This is a genomic window from Flammeovirgaceae bacterium (assembly GCA_015180985.1).
Taxonomy (GTDB): Bacteria; Bacteroidota; Bacteroidia; order Cytophagales; family Cyclobacteriaceae; genus UBA2336.
Genome location: CP054185.1, coordinates 3,152,812 through 3,174,385, shown reverse-complemented (window position 1 = coordinate 3,174,385; position 21,574 = coordinate 3,152,812). Strand labels below are relative to the sequence as shown.

General features: G+C 46.2%; 18 protein-coding genes, 1 tRNA gene and 1 pseudogene. 11 read left to right on the top strand and 9 right to left on the bottom strand.

All coding sequences use genetic code 11. The features are described 5' to 3' along the window. Positions 1-4 precede the first annotated feature (4 nt). Positions 5-1,189: a tRNA preQ1(34) S-adenosylmethionine ribosyltransferase-isomerase QueA gene (gene queA / locus HRU69_14580; protein QOI98631.1), complete on the bottom strand. Its 1,185-nt coding sequence runs from the start codon at positions 1,187-1,189 to the stop codon at positions 5-7. 50 nt (positions 1,190-1,239) lie between these two features. Here queA and HRU69_14575 point away from each other — a divergent pair, with 50 nt between their 5' ends. Beyond that, complete coding sequence (locus tag HRU69_14575; protein ID QOI98630.1) at positions 1,240-2,307, top strand: o-succinylbenzoate synthase; 1,068 nt, start codon at positions 1,240-1,242, stop codon at positions 2,305-2,307. On the opposite strand, the gene HRU69_14570 is transcribed toward HRU69_14575, so the two are convergent. After that, a complete protein-coding gene (locus HRU69_14570) occupies positions 2,304-2,762 on the bottom strand; it encodes a hypothetical protein (GenBank protein QOI98629.1) in 459 nt (152 codons plus the stop codon). The two genes, HRU69_14575 and HRU69_14570, sit on opposite strands and share 4 nt — an antisense overlap. Before the next feature lie 93 nt (positions 2,763-2,855). Between HRU69_14570 and HRU69_14565 the strand changes: the two genes are divergently transcribed. Next, complete coding sequence (locus HRU69_14565) at positions 2,856-3,257, top strand: DoxX family protein (protein ID QOI98628.1); 402 nt, start codon at positions 2,856-2,858, stop codon at positions 3,255-3,257. Here the strand turns inward: HRU69_14565 and HRU69_14560 are convergent. From HRU69_14560 to HRU69_14550, 3 genes are all read right to left on the bottom strand, one after another. Beyond that, positions 3,254-4,003, bottom strand: coding sequence for a hypothetical protein (locus HRU69_14560; protein QOI98627.1), 750 nt, complete (start codon positions 4,001-4,003; stop codon positions 3,254-3,256). The genes HRU69_14565 and HRU69_14560 overlap by 4 nt on opposite strands. An 80-nt stretch (positions 4,004-4,083) precedes the next feature. Then, the gene (locus HRU69_14555) at positions 4,084-4,239 is read right to left on the bottom strand and encodes an Arc family DNA binding domain-containing protein (protein QOI98626.1); all 156 of its coding nucleotides are present in this window, start codon (positions 4,237-4,239) and stop codon (positions 4,084-4,086) included. An 18-nt stretch (positions 4,240-4,257) separates the two neighbouring features. Continuing rightward, entirely contained in the window at positions 4,258-5,109 is an 852-nt protein-coding gene (locus HRU69_14550; GenBank protein QOI98625.1) for an SPFH domain-containing protein, read from the bottom strand. Between the two features lie 125 nt (positions 5,110-5,234). Here HRU69_14550 and HRU69_14545 point away from each other — a divergent pair, with 125 nt between their 5' ends. The 5 genes and pseudogenes from HRU69_14545 to hslV all read left to right on the top strand — a co-directional run bounded on the left by HRU69_14545 (position 5,235) and on the right by hslV (position 14,340). After that, positions 5,235-6,113 carry a bestrophin gene (locus tag HRU69_14545; GenBank protein ID QOI98624.1) on the top strand — a complete coding sequence of 293 codons (879 nt, stop codon included), beginning with the start codon at positions 5,235-5,237 and terminating at the stop codon, positions 6,111-6,113. A 66-nt stretch (positions 6,114-6,179) separates the two neighbouring features. Next, a pseudogene (locus HRU69_14540) lies at positions 6,180-8,844 on the top strand (TonB-dependent receptor). Positions 8,845-9,147: 303 nt separating this feature from the next. Then, positions 9,148-12,114, top strand: coding sequence for a hypothetical protein (locus HRU69_14535; GenBank protein QOI98623.1), 2,967 nt, complete (start codon positions 9,148-9,150; stop codon positions 12,112-12,114). A gap of 70 nt (positions 12,115-12,184) precedes the next feature. Beyond that, the gene (locus HRU69_14530) at positions 12,185-13,801 is read left to right on the top strand and encodes a pyruvate dehydrogenase complex dihydrolipoamide acetyltransferase (protein ID QOI98622.1); all 1,617 of its coding nucleotides are present in this window, start codon (positions 12,185-12,187) and stop codon (positions 13,799-13,801) included. Beyond that, the gene (hslV, locus tag HRU69_14525; protein ID QOI98621.1) at positions 13,801-14,340 is read left to right on the top strand and encodes an ATP-dependent protease subunit HslV; all 540 of its coding nucleotides are present in this window, start codon (positions 13,801-13,803) and stop codon (positions 14,338-14,340) included. Before HRU69_14530 ends, hslV begins: the two co-directional genes overlap by 1 nt. On the opposite strand, the gene HRU69_14520 is transcribed toward hslV, so the two are convergent. From HRU69_14520 to HRU69_14505, 4 genes are all read right to left on the bottom strand, one after another. Further along, a complete protein-coding gene (locus HRU69_14520) occupies positions 14,337-15,650 on the bottom strand; it encodes a serine hydrolase (protein QOI98620.1) in 1,314 nt (437 codons plus the stop codon). The genes hslV and HRU69_14520 overlap by 4 nt on opposite strands. A 20-nt stretch (positions 15,651-15,670) precedes the next feature. Next, the gene (locus HRU69_14515) at positions 15,671-16,855 is read right to left on the bottom strand and encodes an aspartate aminotransferase family protein (protein ID QOI98619.1); all 1,185 of its coding nucleotides are present in this window, start codon (positions 16,853-16,855) and stop codon (positions 15,671-15,673) included. Positions 16,856-16,891: 36 nt separating this feature from the next. Continuing rightward, entirely contained in the window at positions 16,892-18,454 is a 1,563-nt protein-coding gene (locus tag HRU69_14510) for a PAS domain-containing sensor histidine kinase (protein ID QOI98618.1), read from the bottom strand. A gap of 82 nt (positions 18,455-18,536) precedes the next feature. Further along, a complete protein-coding gene (locus HRU69_14505; GenBank protein QOI98617.1) occupies positions 18,537-18,974 on the bottom strand; it encodes a hypothetical protein in 438 nt (145 codons plus the stop codon). Positions 18,975-19,137: 163 nt separating this feature from the next. Between HRU69_14505 and HRU69_14500 the strand changes: the two genes are divergently transcribed. The 4 genes from HRU69_14500 to HRU69_14485 all read left to right on the top strand — a co-directional run bounded on the left by HRU69_14500 (position 19,138) and on the right by HRU69_14485 (position 21,559). After that, positions 19,138-19,209, top strand: a tRNA-Glu gene (locus HRU69_14500). Between the two features lie 255 nt (positions 19,210-19,464). Then, positions 19,465-20,259: a sulfite exporter TauE/SafE family protein gene (locus HRU69_14495; protein QOI98616.1), complete on the top strand. Its 795-nt coding sequence runs from the start codon at positions 19,465-19,467 to the stop codon at positions 20,257-20,259. A gap of 205 nt (positions 20,260-20,464) precedes the next feature. Continuing rightward, entirely contained in the window at positions 20,465-21,031 is a 567-nt protein-coding gene (locus HRU69_14490) for a YeeE/YedE family protein (GenBank protein QOI98615.1), read from the top strand. A gap of 15 nt (positions 21,032-21,046) precedes the next feature. Continuing rightward, positions 21,047-21,559: a YeeE/YedE family protein gene (locus HRU69_14485; protein QOI98614.1), complete on the top strand. Its 513-nt coding sequence runs from the start codon at positions 21,047-21,049 to the stop codon at positions 21,557-21,559. Positions 21,560-21,574 lie beyond the last annotated feature (15 nt).

Here is a 21,574-nt window from a genome sequence, read left to right as displayed (position 1 = left end):
TTTTTTAAGGGATTAGTAACGAACTATCGCCATAGCTGAGGAAGCGGTAATCGTTTTTCAAAGCTTCCTCATAAATCCGTTTCCAATCATCGCCCACAAAGGCGGCAACCAGTAAAATGAGCGTTGAAGCCGGTAGATGAAAGTTTGTGATGAGGCCCTTGCAAATTTTAAACGTATATCCCGGGTAAATGTAGATGGAGGTGTTGCCGGTAAGCGTATTGGTCTGAAGTTTATCGAATCGGTTTACAATTGCCTGCAGGGCTTCGTTAGCCGAAGGAAGATTGCTGTACTGCCGATAAGGATCGGATTGCGTTATAAAAAACTCTGAATCAGGTTTCTTCAATAATTTAATGCCATACCAGTACAAACTTTCCAGCGTGCGCATGGCCGTGGTGCCAACCGCTACGGTCAGTCGGTTGGGTTGAAGTAAGGAGAGGATATTTTCTTTAGTAATAATAATTTGTTCGTTGTGCATTTCATGCTGCAGAGCATCGTCAGTCTTAACCGGCAAAAAGGTTCCTGCACTTACATGCAGCGTTAAAAAATTACTTTGTATTCCTTTTGATTTCAGTGATTCAAAAACAGCATCCGTAAAATGCAAACCGGCTGTAGGTGCGGCTACTGCGCCTTCATTTACCGAATAAACGGTTTGGTACCGGGTGGCATCTTCCGGTTCGGAATCCCGCCTGATATAAGGGGGTAACGGTACGGCACCAATCTGTTCCAGTACTTCGCTAAATGTATATGCTGCGGGGTGCCAGCTTAATTTAACCAGGCCCTTTTCACGATCAATTAATTCGGCCTGTACATTCAGGTTGCCGGCAACAGCATCAAGAACGGTGTCGGGCTTCCATCGTTTCAGGTTGCCGATGGTGCATTGCCAGATGCAAGTACCCGGTGTTTGCATGGCCAAGGCAAGGTCAGGTGATGGTTCGACAGGGTGGAGCAGAAAAATTTCGATTACCGCACCGGTGCTTTTCGTAAACAGTAACCGTGCACGTATTACCCGGGTGTTATTAAAATAAAGTGTTGTCTCAGCCGGAAGGTATTGCGCCAGCGATTTAAAGGCAGCATGGTCAATTATTCCGCTGCGGTAAATCAGCAATTTGGAGGTATCGCGTTCGGGTAATGGGTGTGTGGCGATTCGCCCCTGCGGTAAATCGTAAGTAAAGTCTGTTATGCGCAGCATGAATTACCGTAAAGGTAAGCCTTTCAATTATTTCCTATTTTCGCGTACGCATGGCATTACAGGCAAGTATTTATAAAAAAGTATTTCACTTTAACTTCGATGCGCGCACCTCGCGCGGAAGGATGAAGGATAAAACATCGTGGTTCATTAAACTTTTTGATGATCGCAACCCGCAAGTTTTCGGCCTGGGTGAGTGCAGCCCACTACCAGGGCTAAGCCCGGAGGCTGTACCTGATTTGGAAGCATTGCTGGATGAAATCGGGAAAAAAATAAATAACCGGACCCATGTTGTTTTAGACGATGTGAGGCATCTGGTACCCACAGGCTTTCCATCCGTAACGTTTGCGTTAGAGAGCGCCATTCTTGATTTGCAAAATGGCGGCAGGCGTATGCTTTACGATAATTCGTTTATCCGGGGCGTACCCATTCCAATCAATGGGTTGGTATGGATGGGCGACCTGGACTATATGCTGCAGCAGGCCTCTATAAAAATTTCGGAAGGTTACCGGTGTATAAAAATTAAAGTAGGCGGACTGAACTTTGAAAAGGAATGTGATATTCTTCATTATATCCGAAAAAAGTATTTCCGCGAAAATATCCTCCTTCGGCTGGATGCCAACGGATCATTTAAACCCGATGAGGCTTTATATAAGCTGAATGAATTGGCGAAATTCAACATTCACTCCATCGAACAGCCCATCAAACCCGGTTCTGAAGAAGTAGAAGAACTTTGCCGGAAATCGCCCATACCCATTGCACTGGATGAGGAATTGATTGGGGCTGCTCAGACAAAAGAGAAAGTATTGAAAAGGATAAAACCTCAATTTATTATTCTAAAGCCAACCCTGCATGGCGGCCTTCAGTCGTGTGCCGAATGGATTAGCCTGGCCGAAGCGGCCGGCATCGGGTGGTGGATAACTTCAGCCCTCGAATCGAACATCGGGTTAAATGCCATTGCCCAGTTTACGGCCAACTATCCGGTACAGCTACACCAGGGGTTGGGTACCGGCCGGTTGTATAACGATAACTTTCCTTCGCCTCTGGTTGCGGGTAACGGTCAGTTGAAGTTTGATGTTTCCGGACAATGGGAGCTAAGCAGCCTTGAACAGAATGATTAATCGGTTTTTCTTTTAACATAGGTGCCGCCAAAAGAGCATCCCGTAGGATGTGCCTGGCATATCCCGATTTCGTCAATCCTGATTTTGTTTTCGGCAAGAAAGAAATTAAAGGCAAGCCGGCACGGTTCGCTGTCGAAAAAACCGGCATATTCATCCTCACCATGATACACCATGCCAATGGTGCCGTTCAGGTTGCTTTCGCAACTGCTGTGCTGCAGGCTTACTGTAAATGATAAATCATTACCCAGTGGAGACAATTCTAACAAGGCGGTAAATCCGCGGGTGTTGCTTTCATGGAGATACTGCCCGTAAAGATTTTCGTAACTCACTTTTAATTCCGGATCCTCATTCTTGAAGCTGATTGCACTATCTGCAACCTCAGCCGTGTGTTTGTGGGTTGACGAGTCGGGCCGGCATGCCGGGAGTATTATCAGTAAAAGGAAGAGAGATCTCATGGTTTATGTGATAACAGGGTTTTAATAATCTAAACTAAAGCAATGTCATTTACTTGACAAACCCCGGAGGTTTCCTAATCGTATGATTGCAAAATGAAAACAAAAAATATTATTTACTGGCTTGCCCGTTTATTAGCTGCTGTCATCATGCTGCAAACGCTGTATTTCAAGTTTACAGGCGCCCCTGAATCGGTAGAAATTTTTACAACCGTTGGCATGGAACCCTGGGGCCGGTATATGGTGGGCGTATTGGAATTAAGTGCTTCGGTACTGCTGTTAATCAATGCTACAGCCTGGGCAGGTGGCGTACTTGCTCTTGGGCTTATGGCAGGAGCCATTGGTATGCATCTTGCATTTTTGGGTATTGAAGTGCAGGATGATGACGGGTTGTTGTTTTTCTATGCGGTACTGGTGGCGGTTTGTGCAGTTGTTGTTATTTGGATGAACCGCCAAACCGGCAGCGCTTTTGTAAAAAGAATTACTGGTCGGTCTTAACGTTGTACTTCGCGCAAGGCGGCCTGAGCGAGTTCCGTAAGCTCCGGATAAGCCGTCAAGGCATCGAGCAGGGTTTTGCCAAATAACGAGGGCACCTTTTCGCCCCGCTGCACCTTCAATCGTAATTCGGTAATCACTTCAAGTGCTGTTGTTTTATTTTCTGATTCTTCCAGTGCCTTAACAGCCGTTTCCAACTCATCCAGTTTGCTGGCAATGGCTGATTGCGTTGCAGCTTCTTTTGTTCGCTGGTCAATGCATTCGTTAAACTGATCGATAATTTCTTCCAAATCGTTTCGCGATAATTCTTTGCTCTCGATTTTAGCTGCCAATTCGCTGCACTCGGCAAGAAAGTTTGTGAGTCGTTTTTTAAACAGCAAACTGGAAACCTCAAGGCCTGCTCCATCGCGTTTATACAGGTATTGCCCGTCCCAGGTGATTTGATTTTCCATCTGAAAGGCATAGAGGCTCAGGTAACCCGGCTTAAGCAGCTTCATAATCACATAGCCCTGTGGCGTGCGAATAGGGTGGTAAAGGTCTCCCGCTATGGTAAATACTTTAAACTGCAGTTTTCCATAAATTGTTTTCTTACGCGAGGCGTCCGTCAGCTGGATTTTTTGATCGTTGTTGTAATTTAGTAACCGAATCTTGCCGTACACAGTATCGCCTTTAACCGTTACCACGTAGTCGGGTTGAGCCGATGCGCGGTACGCAAAAAGACAAATTAGCAGCAATAAAATTTGAATCATTCTTATGTGCATGTTTGCAGGCTTTATACTACACAAAGTAACGGATACTATTTTTTGAATCCGAGCCTGCCTGGCTTGTACTATTTTTGTTTTAATCGGCCGGCCTCTTTTAATGCGCGGGCAATTATCCATTCCAGTTGCCCGTTGGTGCTGCGGAATTCATCCGCAGCCCATTTCTCAACGGCTTTAAGTAATTCCGGGTCAAGGCGAAGAACAAATGGTTTTTTCTGAGCCATGCGGTTGATGGCGGTTTATCAGTTATGTAATGTTCCGGTATTTACAACGGGACTCACATCTTTATCGGCACAGAGCACCACCATCAGGTTACTAACCATGGCGGCTTTGCGTTCCTCGTCCAACTCAATAACCTGTTGTTTCGACAGGTGGTCAAGCGCCATCTGCACCATGCTTACGGCACCTTCTACAATTTTATAACGGGCAGAAACCACCGCTGCAGCCTGTTGCCTGCGCAACATGGCGCTGGCAATTTCTGCTGCATAGGCTAAATAACCAATGCGCGCCTCAATAACATGGATGCCGGCTATTTCCAACCGGTTGCGGAGGTTTTCTTCCAGAGTGTGGTTCACTTCATCATGGCCGGAGCGCAGCGTAACTTCCGAGTCGTCATCAAAATTATCATACGGATACATACCGGCCAGCTTGCGTACAGCCGCATCGCTCTGAATACGCACAAAGTTTTCATAATTATCCACTTCAAAAGCAGCCTTAAATGTATCGCGTACCTGCCAAACCAGAATTACGCCAATCTGGATGGGGTTGCCTACTTTGTCGTTTACTTTAATTTTTTCACTGTCGAAATTGCGTGCCCGAAGTGAAATGGATTTTTTGCTAAACAGGGGATTAACCCAATAGAATCCGTTTTTTTTCACGGTGCCTTTGTAATCGCCAAACAGAACCAAGACCATTGAGGCATTTGGGTTAAGAAAGAAGAACCCCGGCATAAGCAACAGGGCAATGGCTATGGGCCATACAAATACCGGATTTCGCATGGCAATAATGCCCCAGATTCCTGCGATTAGCAGCACCAGCATAATGGTTAGCATAACATAGCCTGAAGCAGGCGCGTAGTCTTTTTCGCGTGTCATAAGTTTGATATTAAAATGATATTACAAATATACTATTTTGAATATATAACGCAAGGCCACCCCGATGGTTTCATGATTGGAATTAAAAAAATCATGGGTTTTATTTGGGCCTGAATTACCAACCTATGGTGCAGTATAACCCCAAAGCCTGGCTCTCCCTTATATTTCATTCGTACAGCCGGTTTGTGATGAAAACCCTGTTGCCGGCCCTGATTTTTATGGCCTTTTTTACCTTCGGGGTCTGCTATGTTATTCTGGAGGTAATCCATCCTGACAAGGAAGAGTTTACCAGTACAACGGCCCTGCATTCGCTCCTTGGTATTGTGCTTGGCTTGTTTCTTGTCTTTAGAATAAACAGCGCCTACGACCGGTGGTGGGAAGGGCGGAAGTTATGGGGCGCTATGGTAAACAGTACCCGCAATTTTGCCTTAAAGTTGAGCGCCTACCTTGATAAAAACGACCATGAAAACCGCACCTGGTTTTCGAAGATGATCCCCAACTTTGTATATGCCTCCAAAGAACATTTGCGGAAGGGTGTGCAGCTGACTGAGCTGGAAGAACCGGATGATAGTTTCCTCGAAGCCATAAAAGCACGAAACCATAAACCCAATGCTATTTCGGGTATGTTATACAGCAGGGTCAATGAACTTTACAAAGCCGGCAGGCTCACGGGCGATCAGTTTTTTAACCTCGATAAAGAGCTAAAGGATTTTATCGATATTATCGGAGCCTGCGAGCGCATAAAAAACACACCGATTCCCTATTCGTACAGCATGTACATAAAGAAGTTTGTTTTCACGTACATCATTACCCTTCCGTTTGGTTTTGTTACCACGTTTAAATATGTAACTATTCCGGCCGTATTGCTCATCGCGTTTGTATTGCTGAGCGTTGAACTGATTTCAGAAGAAATTGAAGATCCCTTTGGCCGCGATGTGAACGACCTGCCCACTGATGAACTGGCCCGTAAAATACGGGAACATGTGCGTGAGATCTTAAATTAAGTAAAGGCCTTGTTGGATTTTAAGGTTAGATAGCTAACTTTCATATTGTCTTAAACCAAACCAACTATGAAACACGTATTACCAAAACTCATGTTGCTGTTGTTTGTTAGTATGCAGGCAATGGCTCAAACCCGCGAGGTTACCGGTACAGTTACCGATCAATCAGACGGGTCACCGATTTCAGGCGTAAATGTGGTGGTAAAGGGTACATCTACAGGTACCTCAACCGATGCCACCGGCCGTTTTAGTTTACAGGTACCATCTTCTGCATCTACACTGGTGGTTTCCTTTGTGGGTTATGTCACGCAGGAAGTAGCAATACCATCATCCAATGTGGTTTCCGTAATCCTGGTACCCTCGGCCAGCGAATTGCAGGAGATTGTTATTGCGGTTGGTAGTCGCGGTCCGCAGCGCACCATTACTGACACCCCGTTGCCGGTGGATAACCTGGCTGTAAAGGAATTGCAAACAACCGGTCAGATTACTTTCGATAAAGCGCTCCAATACCGGGTACCTTCGTTCAACACGGTAAATACACCGGTAAACGATGCCACTTCATTATTCGATCCTTACGAAATCAGGAATCTTGGACCCAGCCGTACATTGATACTGATTAACGGCAAGCGGAAAAATCTTACGGCTTTGGTTTATACGCAAACATCTCCGGGGCGGGGGGAGACCGGTGCTGATTTATCGGCAATACCCACCGATGCCATCAAGCGTGTTGAAATTCTGCGTGATGGCGCCTCTGCGCAATATGGTTCAGATGCCATTGCCGGTGTAATGAACGTGATTCTCAAAGACCGTTATGAGGGAACAACGATATCAGTAAACTCCGGCTCAACATTTAGAAGCAGCCATCCGAAAAGATCCCATTGATCCGGCACGTGATTTTACTGATTTGACGGATGGGTCGGCCAATGCCCAGGCTGGCGTTAACGCCTTCCTGGCCCGGTATCCGGACGGATTGAATAAAAACGGTACACCGGATAACACCTCGGCAAAATTTTTAATTAATACAGCTATACCGGTTGGGGTTAACTCCGAGGTGTATGCCAACGCGGCCTATGTTTACCGTAAAACAAAAAGTTTTGCAAACTACCGCCAGCCCTATTGGCGTATCGATCAGGGTCTGTTGCACAAGCGCATACCCGGTGCACCGGATTATACAGGCGATGACTATACCGGAGGACCGAATGGCGCAGCGGTGCAGGCAGCTTTCGCTGCTGATAAAGCCGCTGGACTGTATGAGGGTTACATCGGCTATCAACCTTCGTTTGACGGAGACTTGAGCGATTACAATGGAACTATTGGTTTCCGATCAGCCGATATGGGTGGATGGAAACAGGACATGAGTTTAACAGTGGGCGGTAATAAAATGCTGTTTACTGTGGATAACACAGTAAACCGGGCGCTGGTTAAGAACAGCCCAACCTCGTTTAAACCCGGTGGCTTTGCCTTTAATCACCTCGTAGGAAATATTGACTTCTCCAAACCCATTTCCGATAAGTTCTTTATTGCAATTGGCTCTGAGTTCCGTTCAGAGAACTGGGAACTTATTGCCGGTGATACTGCATCGTACAGCAGTGAAGGCGCCAACTCCTTTCCGGGCTTCCAACAGAACAACGCCATTAAGGCCAACCGCTTTAACTTTGGTGCCTATGTTGATCTGACCTGGGATATCACGGAAAACTTTTTAATTGGTGGCACCCTCCGATCAGAAATTTATTCCGACTTTGGCTCTGCCAATGTATATAAGCTCACTTCACGTTACAAAGTAGCTGATTCGTTTACGCTTCGTGGTTCGGTTTCCACAGGATTCAGGGCACCAACGCTGCACCAGCAGTACCTGCAGTTAACACAGGCTTCGTTTGTGTCAGGGGACATTGTAAACACAGGGCTTGCCAACAACTTCAGTAAAGAAGCCCGGTTACTGGGGGTACCCCGTTTGAAAGCAGAAAAAGCAAATAACATTTCATTCGGCTTCGGATTTAATCCAAATTCAAACCTGTCGTTAACCGTTGACTATTACCAGATTCGGATTAAAGACCGGATTATTTACAGTAATGAGGTAAGTGATGTTATACAAGGTGTTCAGATCGATAACATCAGTTTCTTTATCAATGCGGCCGAAACACAAACCAGTGGTATTGATATTGTAGCCAGTTACAGAAACCTACCCGTAGGCCAGGGCCGCATGGCGGTAAACCTGGCGGGCAACTATACTATTGAGAACGAATTAGTAGGAGGCTACCAGTCGCTTAACACTAATTTCGGTTATGACATATACAATCAAACACAGGAGTCATTACTGACTACGAGTCGGCCCAAAACAAAGTTTATTCTTGGCATTGATTACGCTTTAGGCAAATTTTCGTTTAACCTGAACAATACCTTGTTTGGAAAAACCACGTTCAATAACGCGGATTTAGATGAAAACCTGTTCCTCGAGTTTACACCCAACGTTGTCACTGACCTGGGGATTCTTTACAATTTTACTCCACAATTCAGTGCATCCCTTACCTTGCAGAACCTGCTGAATGTATTCCCTGAATACAAACTCAAGGCCGAAAATCCTGCAGGAGAATCTATTTTGGCTGACCCGGTGCAGGTTAAAGACCAGATTAACAACATCACCTTTAACGGGCGCTACCCGGTGTTAACCTATGACGGCTCACAGTTCAGCCAGATGGGATCAATGTTTTTAATCCAGTTGAATTACCGTTTTTAGTAGTCATTATTGTTTACTTCTGAGAGGCTGTCTGATCAGGCAGCCTCTTTTTCTTTAAAACAAACTGCTTACAATGAAGTATAGTATAATCAGCAGGATGAGCACGCCATACATAATTAAATCCACCCGTACGTACGGCTTGTATTCTTTGTATAATTCGAGAAGTTTTTTGAACATGGGGCTCAAGTTTTAAATTTTACTCCGTTAATTCAACCGGATGATTGCATCATTGCCTGATAAACAACTTTTGTTGGCAATCAGTTGCAATTGTTAATGCAGAGTTTAATATTTCATCTTTTGCCGATGAAGACTTTAGCTTTTGCGGGTGTATTGCTGACAATTGCACTGAATGGCCTTGCCCAAGAGGTGCTTGAAAATAATCCTCCCTCGCTGAAATGGAATAAAATTACAACCCCGAATTTCCGCGTGTTGTACATCCCTGGTTTCGAGGCGCAGGCTCAACGCATAGCCAATACCCTGGAGCATATCCGCCTGCCTGAGGCTGCTTCGCTCAGCAAGCCTCCACGCAAATTTACCGTTATCCTTCAAAATCAAACAGCCCTATCCAATGGCTTTGTCAGCCTGCTGCCCAGGCGCTCGGAGTTTTTTACCATGCCCCCGCAGGACTACAATTTTACCGGTACCCTCGACTGGCTTAACCAGTTGGCTGTACACGAATACCGCCACATGGTGCAGTTCGATAGGGCCCGTACGGGTTTAAGCAAGTGGCTGTACTATGCCTTTGGCCCGGCAACCCTTGCCGGGGTTTCGCAAATGGCGGCTCCCCTGTGGTTCTGGGAAGGCGATGCCGTTGCTACCGAAACTGCGTTTACCAACAGCGGCCGTGGCCGCATACCCAACTTCGGGTTGCTGATGAAAACCAATTTGTTGGAAGGCCGTGAATTTAATTACCATAAGCAATACCTCCGTTCGTATAAGCACGCTATTCCTGATCATTATGTGCTGGGGTACCACCTGGTAGGCTACCTACGCAAGCACACCGGTGACCCGCTGATTTGGGATAAGATTACCCAGCGCGCGTGGAAATTTCCATTCTGGCCGTTTGCTTTTTCAAATGCGGTCCATAAAGAGACCGGCTTGTACGTTACAGATTTGTATCGCGCCACAGTGGCGGACCTGAAAAAGGAATGGGAGGAATCATTGAGCAATATTCATCCTTCAGGTTTTGAACAAGTACCTGCAAGTGAACGAAAAGGATACACCGATTACAAGTATCCGCAGGTGATGGCCGATGGATCGGTGCTGGCCATGAAGCGGGGCATCGGTGATATTGAGCAGTTTGTGAAAATCGGCACCCAAAAAGATAAGCGTGTGTTTATACCGGGTATTGTGAATGACAACGGCATGCTTTCGGCAGCCGGCACGCGTGTGGTGTGGAATGAATATGGATTTCACCCGCGGTGGCGCAGGGTAACCTATTCGTTAATTAAGATGTACGACTATGAAACCAGGCGATTAAAAATTGTGAGCCGCAATTCCCGCTATACCGGTGCGGCAATTTCGCCCGACACTACCCGAATTGTTACTGTCGAATCCGCACCAGACTATACTGTGTCACTCCTCATTCTGGATACCGAAGGACATATTGTTAAAAAACTGGCCAGTGCTACTGATGCCATGTACTCTATGCCACGGTGGTCGGACGATGGTTCAAAAATTGTGGCGCTTAAAACAAAACAACATAATCGGTCAGTAGTTGCATTTGATGTGCGTACCGGCAGCGAAAAGGAAATAATTCCGCCATCGGATGAGAACATCGGGCATCCTGTGTTATACAAAAACTACCTGTTTTTCAATTCACCGGCTTCGGGTGTTGATAACATTTATGTTATGGATTTAACTATCGGAAAACGCAAGCAGGTTACGGTAAGCCGGTATGGCGCGTACAACCCGGTAATTTCAACCGATGGAAGAACCATTTACTACAACGAACAAACCCGCGATGGCTTTGATGTGGTAAAAATTCCGTTTGATGTTGAAGCCTGGCCGGACTTTCAACCCAAACCTGAGCCCAAATCATTCTTTCAGTACCTCGTTGAGCAGGAGGGAAATCCGAATTTACTTGACGGCCTTCCGCAAACGAAGTATCCTTCCAAAAAATACCGGAAAATTTCCGGGCTCTTCAACCCCTATAGCTGGGGCGCTTACTTTAACACAACCGTTACCCAGGCCGATATTGGTCTTGTTTCGCAGGATGCCCTGAGTACGGTATCCTGGCGAGCCGGTTATCTCTTCAATGTACCGGAGCAAACCGGTTTGTATCGGATTGGGTTGAGTTATCAAAACTGGTTTCCGATTATTGATGTCAACGTGTTGTTCGGGCCGCGCAAATTAAATGAAGGTACCATTAGCTATTATGATATTGTCGGTTCAGATACTGTTCTTACATCCGGTAATCTTACGTATAGTTGGTATGAAAAAACACTGGAAGCCGGATTGCGTATTCCGCTAATCACCACCAGCTCACGTTTTTTTGGAAATTTTACAGTGAGCAATTATGTAGGTTATACGCAGGTAACTGATTTCGCCAACTCCATTACCGGTACAGGCCGACTGATTACACCGGAGTTGCCGCAGTATTGGTTGCGCACCAGCCCTGGTAACGGAACGTTGTTGTACAATCATTTCTCCATGTCGGCCTACCGGCTGCTCAAGCGCAACAGGCGCGATATCAACAGCAAGTGGGGCCAGGCAGTTGAACTTCACGGTTATGGAACACCGTTTAATTCAGATTATACAGGCAATCAATTTTCCTTCTACTCAGTACTTTACTTTCCTGGTTTATTCCGGCATCATTCGCTGTGGGGCTACTGGGGCTATCAGCAAACAAAGCTTGAGTTGCTTTCCCGTTCATCGTCATCACAACCTTATGCCGACAATAATTCATACATCTTCCCAAATCAGATTCCGTTGCCACGTGGTTTAGCCGTTTTTCGCGCTGAAAAATTCTATTCCATGTCGGCAAACTATACGTTGCCTGTCTGGTACCCCGATGCCGCCTTCGGGCCGCTGCTCAACATCCAGCGGCTGCGCATGAACGGATTTGCAGATTACGGCTTCGGCACCAGCCAGTTTGGCCAAAATCCGCCACGCTCAACCACCTACCTTTCAACCGGACTTGAAATAAAACTGGATATCAACATCCTCCGGTTTTTACCACAGTTCGATATTGGTGTGCGTTACTCGGTGGGCATCCTTCCCAATCCGGTTACAACCGTTGAGTTCCTTCTGGGCACTATTAACTTTTAAGGTTTCATCCGGTTTGATAATAGGGGTATTAAACCCTATTTTTGACCTTCGTTAAAAACATTTTATTCGGATGGCGGAGATTGTACGCATGCCCAAGATGAGCGACACGATGACTGAAGGGGTTATCGCCAAATGGCATAAAAAAGTAGGCGACCAGGTGAAGTCGGGCGAACTCATGGCTGAAATTGAAACCGACAAGGCCACGATGGATTATGAGTCCTTTAATGAAGGAACTATCCTGTACATCGGTGCCAACGAAGGGCAGGCTGTTAAAGTAAACGATGTGCTGGCCATTATCGGCAAAAAAGGTGAGGACTATAAAGCCTTGCTGGAGGGTGCTAAACAATCGGCCGACAGCGGAGGAAGTAAACCTGAACCTCCGAAAACAGAGGCTGCTGTTCAACCTTCTATGGATACGGCATCAATAAAGGCAGAGATTGTGCTGATGCCTAAAATGAGTGACACCATGAGTGAGGGGGTGATAGCGGCCTGGCATAAAAAAGTAGGCGACCCTGTAAAATCGGGCGAGCTGCTGGCCGAAATAGAAACCGATAAGGCCACCATGGAATATGAATCGTACAACACCGGTATTTTATTATACATCGGTGCCGATGCCGGAAAATCCGTTCCGGTTAATGGTGTGCTGGCTATCATTGGCGAAAAAGGGGCCGATTGGCAAACGCTGTTAAAAGCTCATCAGGCAAAAAGTTCAGGCAGTGCACCGGTAAAACCAACCACTGCAGCAGTTTCATCCGGGGCCACAGTTACATCAGCGTCCAGCCACACGCAGCCACAGCCCGTTACAAGCGGGCAGTCGAATGGTAGGGTAAAAGCTTCGCCCTTAGCCAAGCGACTAGCAAAAGAGAGAGGATATGATATCGGCAAAATTCCGGGTTCAGGCGACCAGGGTCGTATTACCAAACGCGATGTAGAAAATTACAAACCGGCTGCCGAAGGTACTGGTAAGGTTGCGGCATCGGTAGCATTGCCACCGGTTGTCGGGCAGGAGCGTTTTGAGGAAGTGCCTGTATCGCAGATGCGTAAAACCATTGCCCGCAGGTTATCCGAAAGCAAGTTTACTGCCCCGCATTTTTACCTCACCATGGAGATTAACATGGACAAGGCCGTTGAGGCAAGAAAGAGCATCAATGAGGTTAGCCCGGTGAAAATTTCGTTCAATGACATGGTGCTGAAAGCTGTGGCGGCCGCGTTGCGGCAACACCCCGATGTAAATGTTTCGTGGCTGGGCGATAAAATCAGAAAAAACCACCACATCCACATTGGTGTGGCTGTGGCGGTGAAAGACGGGCTGGTAGTGCCTGTAATTCGTTTTGCTGATAACAAGTCGCTATCGCATATAGCCACAGAAGTTAAAGACATGGCGCAAAAAGCCCACGACAAAAAATTACAGCCCAGCGATTGGGAAGGAAGTACGTTTACCATCTCCAACCTGGGCATGTTTGGCATTGAAGAATTTACAGCCATCATCAATCCGCCTGATGCATGTATCCTTGCTGTTGGAGGTATTAAGGAAACAGCCGTTGTAAAGAACGGACAACTTGTTCCGGGCAATGTAATGAAGGTTACCCTGTCGTGTGATCACCGGGCGGTGGATGGAGCAGTTGGTGCGGCATTCCTTAAAACACTGAAAGGACTGCTTGAAGATCCGGTTAGGATTTTAATCTGATGAAGAAGATCCACTCAACCACCGTTATAGCCGTAAAGCACAACGGCCAGGTAGCCATTGGCGCTGACGGCCAGGCTACCATGAATAACTATGTAGCCAAAAGCAATGTGAAGAAAATCCGTAAACTGATGGATGGCAACGTGATAGCCGGTTTTGCCGGTTCAACAGCCGATGCGTTTACTTTGCTTGAGCGATTTGAAGAAAAACTGAACAGCTATGGCGGCAACATGAAGCGTGCAGCCATTGAGCTGGCCAAAGACTGGCGCATGGATAGGTACCTGCGCAGGCTGGAGGCAATGCTGATTACCATCAGTAAAGAGGAGGTGCTGATTTTGTCTGGCACGGGCGATGTACTTGAACCGGATAACGAAGTAGCGGCTATCGGTTCGGGTGCCATGTATGCCCAATCGGCTGCCCTTGCTCTTAAAAAGCATGCCCCATCGTTAACTGCAGAGGAGATTGTACGGGAAAGCCTGAATATTGCTGCCGACATCTGCATTTACACAAACCACAATGTGGTTGTAGAAAAGCTTTCTTAGTTAATCCGTTTACCCGGCATTACTGCACCGTTCTGGTATAAAATAAGTTTTGAAATCTGTTGGTTTTCATCGCGCACAAATTCAATCTGGGCATTAACTACTTTCAGATAAAACTTTGTTTCTGATTCAGCGTAAACTGTTGCCTTCGGTTGATTGGTTGCCTGAATGGCAAGCTGGCCGGCTTCGTAGGTAACTGTAATCACAAAATTCGGAGCCAGCTCATAACGGCCGACATACGATTTTAAAACTTCTTCGGCTACCACGAACGGTTTTTTAAGTTCTTTCAGTTCATACTTACTATCCAGCAGATGAAAGCCCAGGTCATCGGCCCCGGTGTTTGAATTGGTGAGCACCACAACGGCTTTGTTCTTTGCTTTGGAAAATCCGGCAAACGAGCGAAAGCCACCCGTGCCGCCATTGTGCCAAACAATTTCTCCATCGCGAATGTGCCAACCGTATCCGATCTGCATTTTACCGGCCTCGCCCCTGGGCTGGTGGGTAAGTGCAAAGGCATTATCAAGAATGGATTTTTTGTTAGAAGCGCGCAGGTTGGCTACGAGAAATTTCATCATGTCTTCAGCGGTGGAAACCAACCCACCTGCGCCTGTCAGCACACTTTGGTCGTCCCACGTCCAGGCCTTTACCGGCTGAATGCCGGAATAACCGGTAGCAACAGGTTGTTCAGAGTGTTGCCCGCTAACCCAGGTGCTCGTCATGGTAAGTGGTTGCAGAATAAGTTCATGGACCAGCCGGCCATACGGTTTATTTTCTATTCGTGTTAAAATATAACCAAGCAACCCCATGCCCAGGTTGGAGTACTCGTATTGGCTGCCGGGTTCGCGCGCCAGTTCCATGTGGTTGATAAAACCAGTCAGATCGTTCTCGCGGTAGTCAATGTACGGATTGGCCGGATCGTCCGGGCTGAAATTCATGGGCATGCGGGGTAAGCCGGAATGGGCCGTGGCCAGGTGTTCCAGGGTGACGGCCTTGCCGTTTTTTTCGGGCAGCACCATCGTGGCCGGAAGGTAGCTTTGAGCTTTATCGGAGAACTTCAGCTTTCCCTGAAGCGAAAGCAACGCGGCCAATCCAGTGGTAAATGTTTTTGTAATTGAGCCGATTTCGAAAATTGTTTTTGATGTTACAGGAACTCCGGTTTCAAGGTTAGCGACACCGAAAGCATAATAAGTAACTTTTTCATTTTCAAAAATTCCAACCACAATACCGGGGGTTTCCTGATAATCAACACGCTGTTTGATTTTTTCTTCGATTGGTTGTGCACTTACCGAAAGACAGGTAAGTAGGGTCAGCATAAGGATTGTGGTTTTCATCGTCAGGCTTGCTCTATGCATTCGAGAAGTATGGTACATGATTCACGTATTTGTTCTTCGGTAATGGTTAGCGGTGGAGCGATGCGGAAACTATGCGGGTGCGACAGGAACCAATAACAAATGATTCCTTTTTCTTTTGCCAGGTGTACGATTCGGTTGACTCGTTCGGGAGAGTCAAAATCAATGGCAAACATCAGTCCAATCCGCCTGATTTCTTTAATCGAAGGGTGTACCAGCAGTTCTTCAAAAAGTTTTCCTTTCCGTTCCACACCGGCCAGCAGATTCTCTTCTTCGATAACCTCAAGGGTAGCCAGGGCCGAGGCGCAGCACACCGGGTTGCCGCCAAACGTGGTGATGTGCCCCAGGGGCGGGTTGTGGGTGAGTGTATGCATTATTCTTTTATCGGAAATAAATGCACCGATGGGCAATCCGCCACCGAACGCTTTACCAATGGTGAGTATATCCGGTGTCACACCAAATTGTTCAAAGGCAAACAGCGTACCCGTGCGGCCCATACCGCATTGGATCTCGTCCATGATAAGCAGCGTGCCGGTGCCCGAGCATTTTTCACGCAGGGCTTTCAAATAGGTTTTCGATGGAATACGTACTCCGGCATCGCCCTGAATGGTTTCAATAATCACACAGGCGGTTCGTTCTGTTATCATGTTCAGATCATCCGTTTCGTTGAAGCGGATAAACCGTATATCGGGCAACAGGGGTCTGAACGCGTATTTTTTCTGCTCATTGCCCGAAACACTCAGTGAGCCGTGCGTGCTGCCGTGATACGATTTGTAGCACGAAATAATTTCGGTTCTTCCGGTAAAGCGCTTCGCCAGTTTCAGGGCGCCCTCGTTGGCTTCGGTACCTGAATTGACAAAATAGCAGCAATTGAGGGTTGGCGGTAACAGGCTGGTTAATTTCTTAGCCAGTTTATTTGGTGCGTCCTGAATGTATTCGCCAAACACCATTACGTGAAGGTGTTTATCCAGTTGCTGTTTAATGGCGTCAACAACTTTTGGATGACGGTGGCCTATGTTAGTTACCCCGATACCCGAAATCAGGTCGGTGTATCGTTTACCATCCGGAGCATAGAGGTAAACTCCTTCGGCACGTTCAACCGAGATCAGGTAGGGCGATTCGGTGGTCTGGGCCAGTTGGTTCAGAAAGGTTTCAGGACTGAAATCCATTAGTCAAAACTATAAATTCCATCCCATCACCAAAAATCAGTTCAGATTAACCGTTGTGTTGATTTTGTTAGGAAGTAAAACTTCAAAGGTGGTGCCGTGGCCCAATTCTGAGTGCACATGGATGCTGCCGCCCAGTTTTTCAACCACCGATTTTACAATGTACAATCCGAGACCGGAACCTTTGCTGTCGGCCGATGCCCGAAAGAACATTTTAAACAGGTTGCCCTGATATTCTTTGGCAATGCCTATACCATTATCAGAAAAGCGTATGATGGCGTTTTCGGCCGATGCCTGAATTTGAATTTTAATGTATGAGTGGCTTTTTCGTGCATCGCGGTAACGCACGGCATTGGCAATAATGTTGTTAAAGATGATGAGTAACCGGCTTGGATCAGAGTAGAAGGGTGCGGTTATCCGGATGTCGCGGAAACTGGCTACCCGGTCTGCGCCCTCCATATATTTTAAAGAGGCGATGGATTCCGACAGCAGTTCATCGAAGTTGATTTCTTTCACCAGGATGTCCATGCGGGAGTTGCGCGAATGGTGAATAATGTCGGAGATGAAGTTATCCAACCGGTTTACACTTTGTTCAATCAGGTCGAGATATTTTTGGGTGCTCTCGGGGTCGTTGTCAAGTCGTAAAACATTTACCAATCCCTTAACCGACATCAGTGGTGCGCGTAAGTCGTGCGAGGCGCTGTACACAAACCGGTCAAGTTCACTGTTAATCCGGTGGAGTTCTTCGTTTTGAGTTTTCAGTATATCTTCTGTTTTCTTTTGCTGGGTAATATCGCGCATGTAAACAGTAAGCCCGCACACGTTGTTTTCGTCTTTAATCGGATAGGTTTTGATTTCGAATGTTTTTAATTCATCGGCCAGCGTGCAGGTATCGAAATATTTGCCGGGCTTACCTTGTAAACCGGCTGCATAACGTTCTCGCCAGACGGCTTTCCGGGATGCCAGGCGTTCGGGTATTAGGTCAATTACGTTTTTACCCTTTACGGGCCGCACACCTTTAACCTGTTTAAAATAGCGGTAAAACTGTCGATTAAAGTCAATCAGCTCAAAGTTTGTATTAATTAACCATATGCTGTTTTCAAGGGTGTTGAAAATAGATCGAAGGTTAGCTTCGTTTTCCAGTATTCTTTTGTAGTAATTTTTGCGTAGTGTAATGTCCCGGCTGAAAACGGAGATTAGAAATCGATTCTGATAATTGATTCGTTTATAGTAAATCTCCCACTGAAATTGCTTGCCGTCCAGTTCATAGGTTTCTTCAATTTTGTAAGGTACACCTGTTGTAGCATTCACGCACCTTTCTCGCCACACCTGAGCAAGTCTGGGGTTTACCAGTTCCATGGAATCAATCATGGAAACTCCCGGCCGCAGGTCAATTCCATAGGATTCATAAAAAATCCAGTAAAACCCGGGGTTTAGGGTTAAGATTTTAAATTGCTCATCAACCAGCAGAATGTTGGCTTCAGCATCTTCAATAATGCTGGTAAAAATATCTTGCAATACATCGGGTTCCATCACCTCCTTAACACCATCCTGCTGCCTGCTACTGATAATCACCTTTCGGGGGCGGGTTATTTCAGACATCGGGTACATTAAAAAACCAGGTAAGTTTCAACGGAATACCTGTGCAAAGGTTTTCTTTTTCCGCTAAGTTTTTTTGAAATACCTACCGGGTATTCTCCAAGGTAGTCCAGTTCGCACCGGCCCGCTTGATATAGGTTTCTTTGTCGGCAAGCCATTTTTTCTGAACCTCGGTATTGTAATTGAGATAGAGTTTATCGTCCACAATGCTCCATGCGTCCGGTTCGGACTTAACTTTGTAATTTCTGGAAACCCCGTACGCACAGAAACCTCCGAATTGCGGGGTATACTGCCCAGGGTTTTTCATAAACAACTCCCGGTTTTCGGCCGATTGAAAGTGCCAGGTGGCCTCGCTCCAAACCCAGCTAAACGCTGGGTTGCCTTTAACGGGTGCAGCATTTAAAAAATAGGCAACTGGGTCGTAGCCGCCAATGGCTACGCCATTGGTGGTAAAAATTTTGCTTTGTGCGTAGGCTCTATAGCCCGGCAATAGTACAACTAAAACTAAAAGAAGGTATTTCATTGTTTTTTGGATTTAGCACAAAAAAGTGGTTTTGGTTTATGATAAATTGTCGTGGTTAAGGCATTTGGGTTTAAAACCGGATGGTATGGGGTTTTTACCCATTTTTTGCGGGCAGTATTTGTAAATAATATGTGCCAGTCTATCTTTGCAACTCTTTTTCAGGGGCCCGTTCGTCTAGGGGTTAGGACATCAGATTTTCATTCTGGTAACAGGGGTTCGATTCCCCTACGGGCTACAGTACAGAAAGGCGCATCCAGCGCCTTTTTTTGTGCCTGTCAGGTTGTGTTTTACGGGGGCAAAGTGCTTGTGGTGGTACATGTTTCTATCCGGGCATCAGTTGCTTCCGTGAATTTCTTTTATAGTGTGACACAGGTTACGGATGGCAGCGTTTTCGAAGGATAGTTTTGCAATAAAAATTGCAACTTGAATTTTTAGCCGCTTCGTTTTACAACCTGGATTAAACCTCCTCTACACTATTTACTAAGTCATTATGGAAATAATTGGATTTGCAGCTTCTATTGTTATGGGATTATCGTTAGGATTGATTGGCGGAGGGGGTTCCATTCTTACCGTACCTATCCTGGTATATTTATTTGGGGTTGATCCGGTTTTAGCCACTGCGTATTCACTTTTTGTGGTTGGTCTTACCAGCCTGGTTGGTTCGTTCAGTCATTTTAAAAGCGGAAATGTTGATTTAAAAACAGCCTTGGTTTTTGGTGTGCCTTCTATTGTGGCGGTATATGCTACCCGGAAGTTTATAGTACCCGTTATACCCGATACGCTTTTTACGATGGGTTCATTTACCATGACTAAGCCACTTTTTTTAATGGTGTTATTTGCTGTGCTCATGCTTCTGGCATCCGTTTCAATGATTCGAAAATCCGCAGGGCTTAAAAGGAAGGAAGGTGAGCAAAAGTATAATTTCCCATTAATTTTTGCTGAAGGAATATTGGTGGGTGGTGTAACCGGCCTGGTAGGCGCAGGTGGAGGCTTTTTAATTATTCCAGCCCTTGTGTTGCTTGCCGGTCTGCCTATGAAGCAAGCTGTAGGAACCTCATTGTTAATTATCGCACTAAAATCACTTATTGGTTTTACGGGCGATTTGGAGTCCGGTCAGCCGATTGATTACGGCTTTATGTTGTTATTCTCCGGATTTGCTATTGCGGGCATTCTGCTGGGCAGTTACCTCCAGCGCTTTATCCCTAACGAGAAACTGAAACCCGGTTTTGGCTGGTTTGTTCTGGTAATGGGCGTATACATTCTTGCCAAGGAATTGCTTGCCTGAAGGAAGGCTTTGCGTGCTGGCGTTGGCCTTCCGGATTACGGAGTAACTCTTTAAGTGGAGTTCCTCATTTCTGATTTTATCCCCTGTAAAGTGCGTGATCCTGTATACTTATTTACATGAATAAGCTATGTGACAAATGTTACGAACTGACGAAAATCATGATATTAGTTTTGTAAACCTATACTAAAAAACAACTTGCTATCCTATGATTGAAATCATACAAAAGCCATGGCCCTGGTATGTTGCCGGGGCCCTAATTGGTTTAACAGTGCCGGCTTTGCTGCTCCTGGGCAACAAGCATTTTGGCATTTCGTCATCACTCCGGCATATCTGTGCGGCTTGTGTACCTGCCAAAATTCCATTCTTCCAATACGATTGGAAAAAGGAAGTCTGGAACCTCTTTTTTGTTGGAGGAGTATTGCTGGGGGGCTTTGTAGCCATGCAGTTTCTAAGTAATCCTGAACCGATTGTGGTGGCTGAACAAACTATACAAGAATTGCAAGCGCTCAACATCGCTACCGATAATGAATTGATGCCTGCTTCACTCTTCAGCTTTGAATCACTTTTTAGTTTAAAGGGGTTGGTATTTTTTGTTGTGGGTGGCTTTTTGGTTGGCTTCGGTACACGTTATGCCGGAGGTTGCACTTCCGGCCATGCCATCATGGGCCTGTCAACCTTACAATGGCCTTCGTTAGTGGCAACCTGCTGTTTTATGGCAGGAGGTTTTGCTATGGTTCATTTGGTTTTCCCCTGGTTGTTACGCGTACTTTAAAAAATCAGAATTGTTATGCAAGCATCAAATCAAGATTTAAAATCAACACCCCTAGTGGTAGAACATCCGGTAGAGTGTGAAGCTCCCAATGATCAGGTGGCAAAGGAATCGCTCATAGGTTCCAACATCAAATATGCAGTGGTGGGTGTGTTGTTTGGCATCGTGTTCGTCAAAGCTGAGATTATCTCATGGTACCGCATTCAGGAGATGTTCCGCTTGCACTCATTCCACATGTACGGTGTTATCGGTACGGCTGTTGTGGTGGGCATGATTTCAGTGTGGGCAATAAAAAAATTTAAGATAAAAACCATGCAAAAGGAAACCGTTGTGTTTCATGACAAGCAGTTTCACTGGGGTAATGTAATTGGTGCGGGTATGTTCGGGTTAGGCTGGGCTATTACCGGGGCGTGTCCCGGCCCTTTGTTTGCGCAAATCGGCAGCGGCTTTCTGGTTGTTGTGGTAACACTTATCAGTGCCATTGCCGGTACGTGGGTGTACGGTTTGCTCCGTGAAAGACTGCCTCATTAAAAGTAGGTTTCTGCG

Coding starts and splice junctions, on each gene's coding strand:
- HRU69_14545 (QOI98624.1), top strand. CDS start 5,235: ATGGTGCAGTATAACCCCAAAGCCTGGCTCTCCCTTATATTTCATTCG.
- hslV (QOI98621.1), top strand. CDS start 13,801: ATGAAGAAGATCCACTCAACCACCGTTATAGCCGTAAAGCACAACGGC.
- HRU69_14535 (QOI98623.1), top strand. CDS start 9,148: ATGAAGACTTTAGCTTTTGCGGGTGTATTGCTGACAATTGCACTGAAT.
- HRU69_14495 (QOI98616.1), top strand. CDS start 19,465: ATGGAAATAATTGGATTTGCAGCTTCTATTGTTATGGGATTATCGTTA.
- HRU69_14490 (QOI98615.1), top strand. CDS start 20,465: ATGATTGAAATCATACAAAAGCCATGGCCCTGGTATGTTGCCGGGGCC.
- HRU69_14515 (QOI98619.1), bottom strand. CDS start 16,855: ATGGATTTCAGTCCTGAAACCTTTCTGAACCAACTGGCCCAGACCACC.
- HRU69_14550 (QOI98625.1), bottom strand. CDS start 5,109: ATGACACGCGAAAAAGACTACGCGCCTGCTTCAGGCTATGTTATGCTA.
- HRU69_14505 (QOI98617.1), bottom strand. CDS start 18,974: ATGAAATACCTTCTTTTAGTTTTAGTTGTACTATTGCCGGGCTATAGA.
- HRU69_14530 (QOI98622.1), top strand. CDS start 12,185: ATGGCGGAGATTGTACGCATGCCCAAGATGAGCGACACGATGACTGAA.
- HRU69_14570 (QOI98629.1), bottom strand. CDS start 2,762: ATGAGATCTCTCTTCCTTTTACTGATAATACTCCCGGCATGCCGGCCC.
- HRU69_14485 (QOI98614.1), top strand. CDS start 21,047: ATGCAAGCATCAAATCAAGATTTAAAATCAACACCCCTAGTGGTAGAA.
- HRU69_14560 (QOI98627.1), bottom strand. CDS start 4,003: ATGATTCAAATTTTATTGCTGCTAATTTGTCTTTTTGCGTACCGCGCA.
- HRU69_14575 (QOI98630.1), top strand. CDS start 1,240: ATGGCATTACAGGCAAGTATTTATAAAAAAGTATTTCACTTTAACTTC.
- HRU69_14565 (QOI98628.1), top strand. CDS start 2,856: ATGAAAACAAAAAATATTATTTACTGGCTTGCCCGTTTATTAGCTGCT.
- HRU69_14510 (QOI98618.1), bottom strand. CDS start 18,454: ATGTCTGAAATAACCCGCCCCCGAAAGGTGATTATCAGTAGCAGGCAG.
- queA (QOI98631.1), bottom strand. CDS start 1,189: ATGCTGCGCATAACAGACTTTACTTACGATTTACCGCAGGGGCGAATC.
- HRU69_14555 (QOI98626.1), bottom strand. CDS start 4,239: ATGGCTCAGAAAAAACCATTTGTTCTTCGCCTTGACCCGGAATTACTT.
- HRU69_14520 (QOI98620.1), bottom strand. CDS start 15,650: ATGCTGACCCTACTTACCTGTCTTTCGGTAAGTGCACAACCAATCGAA.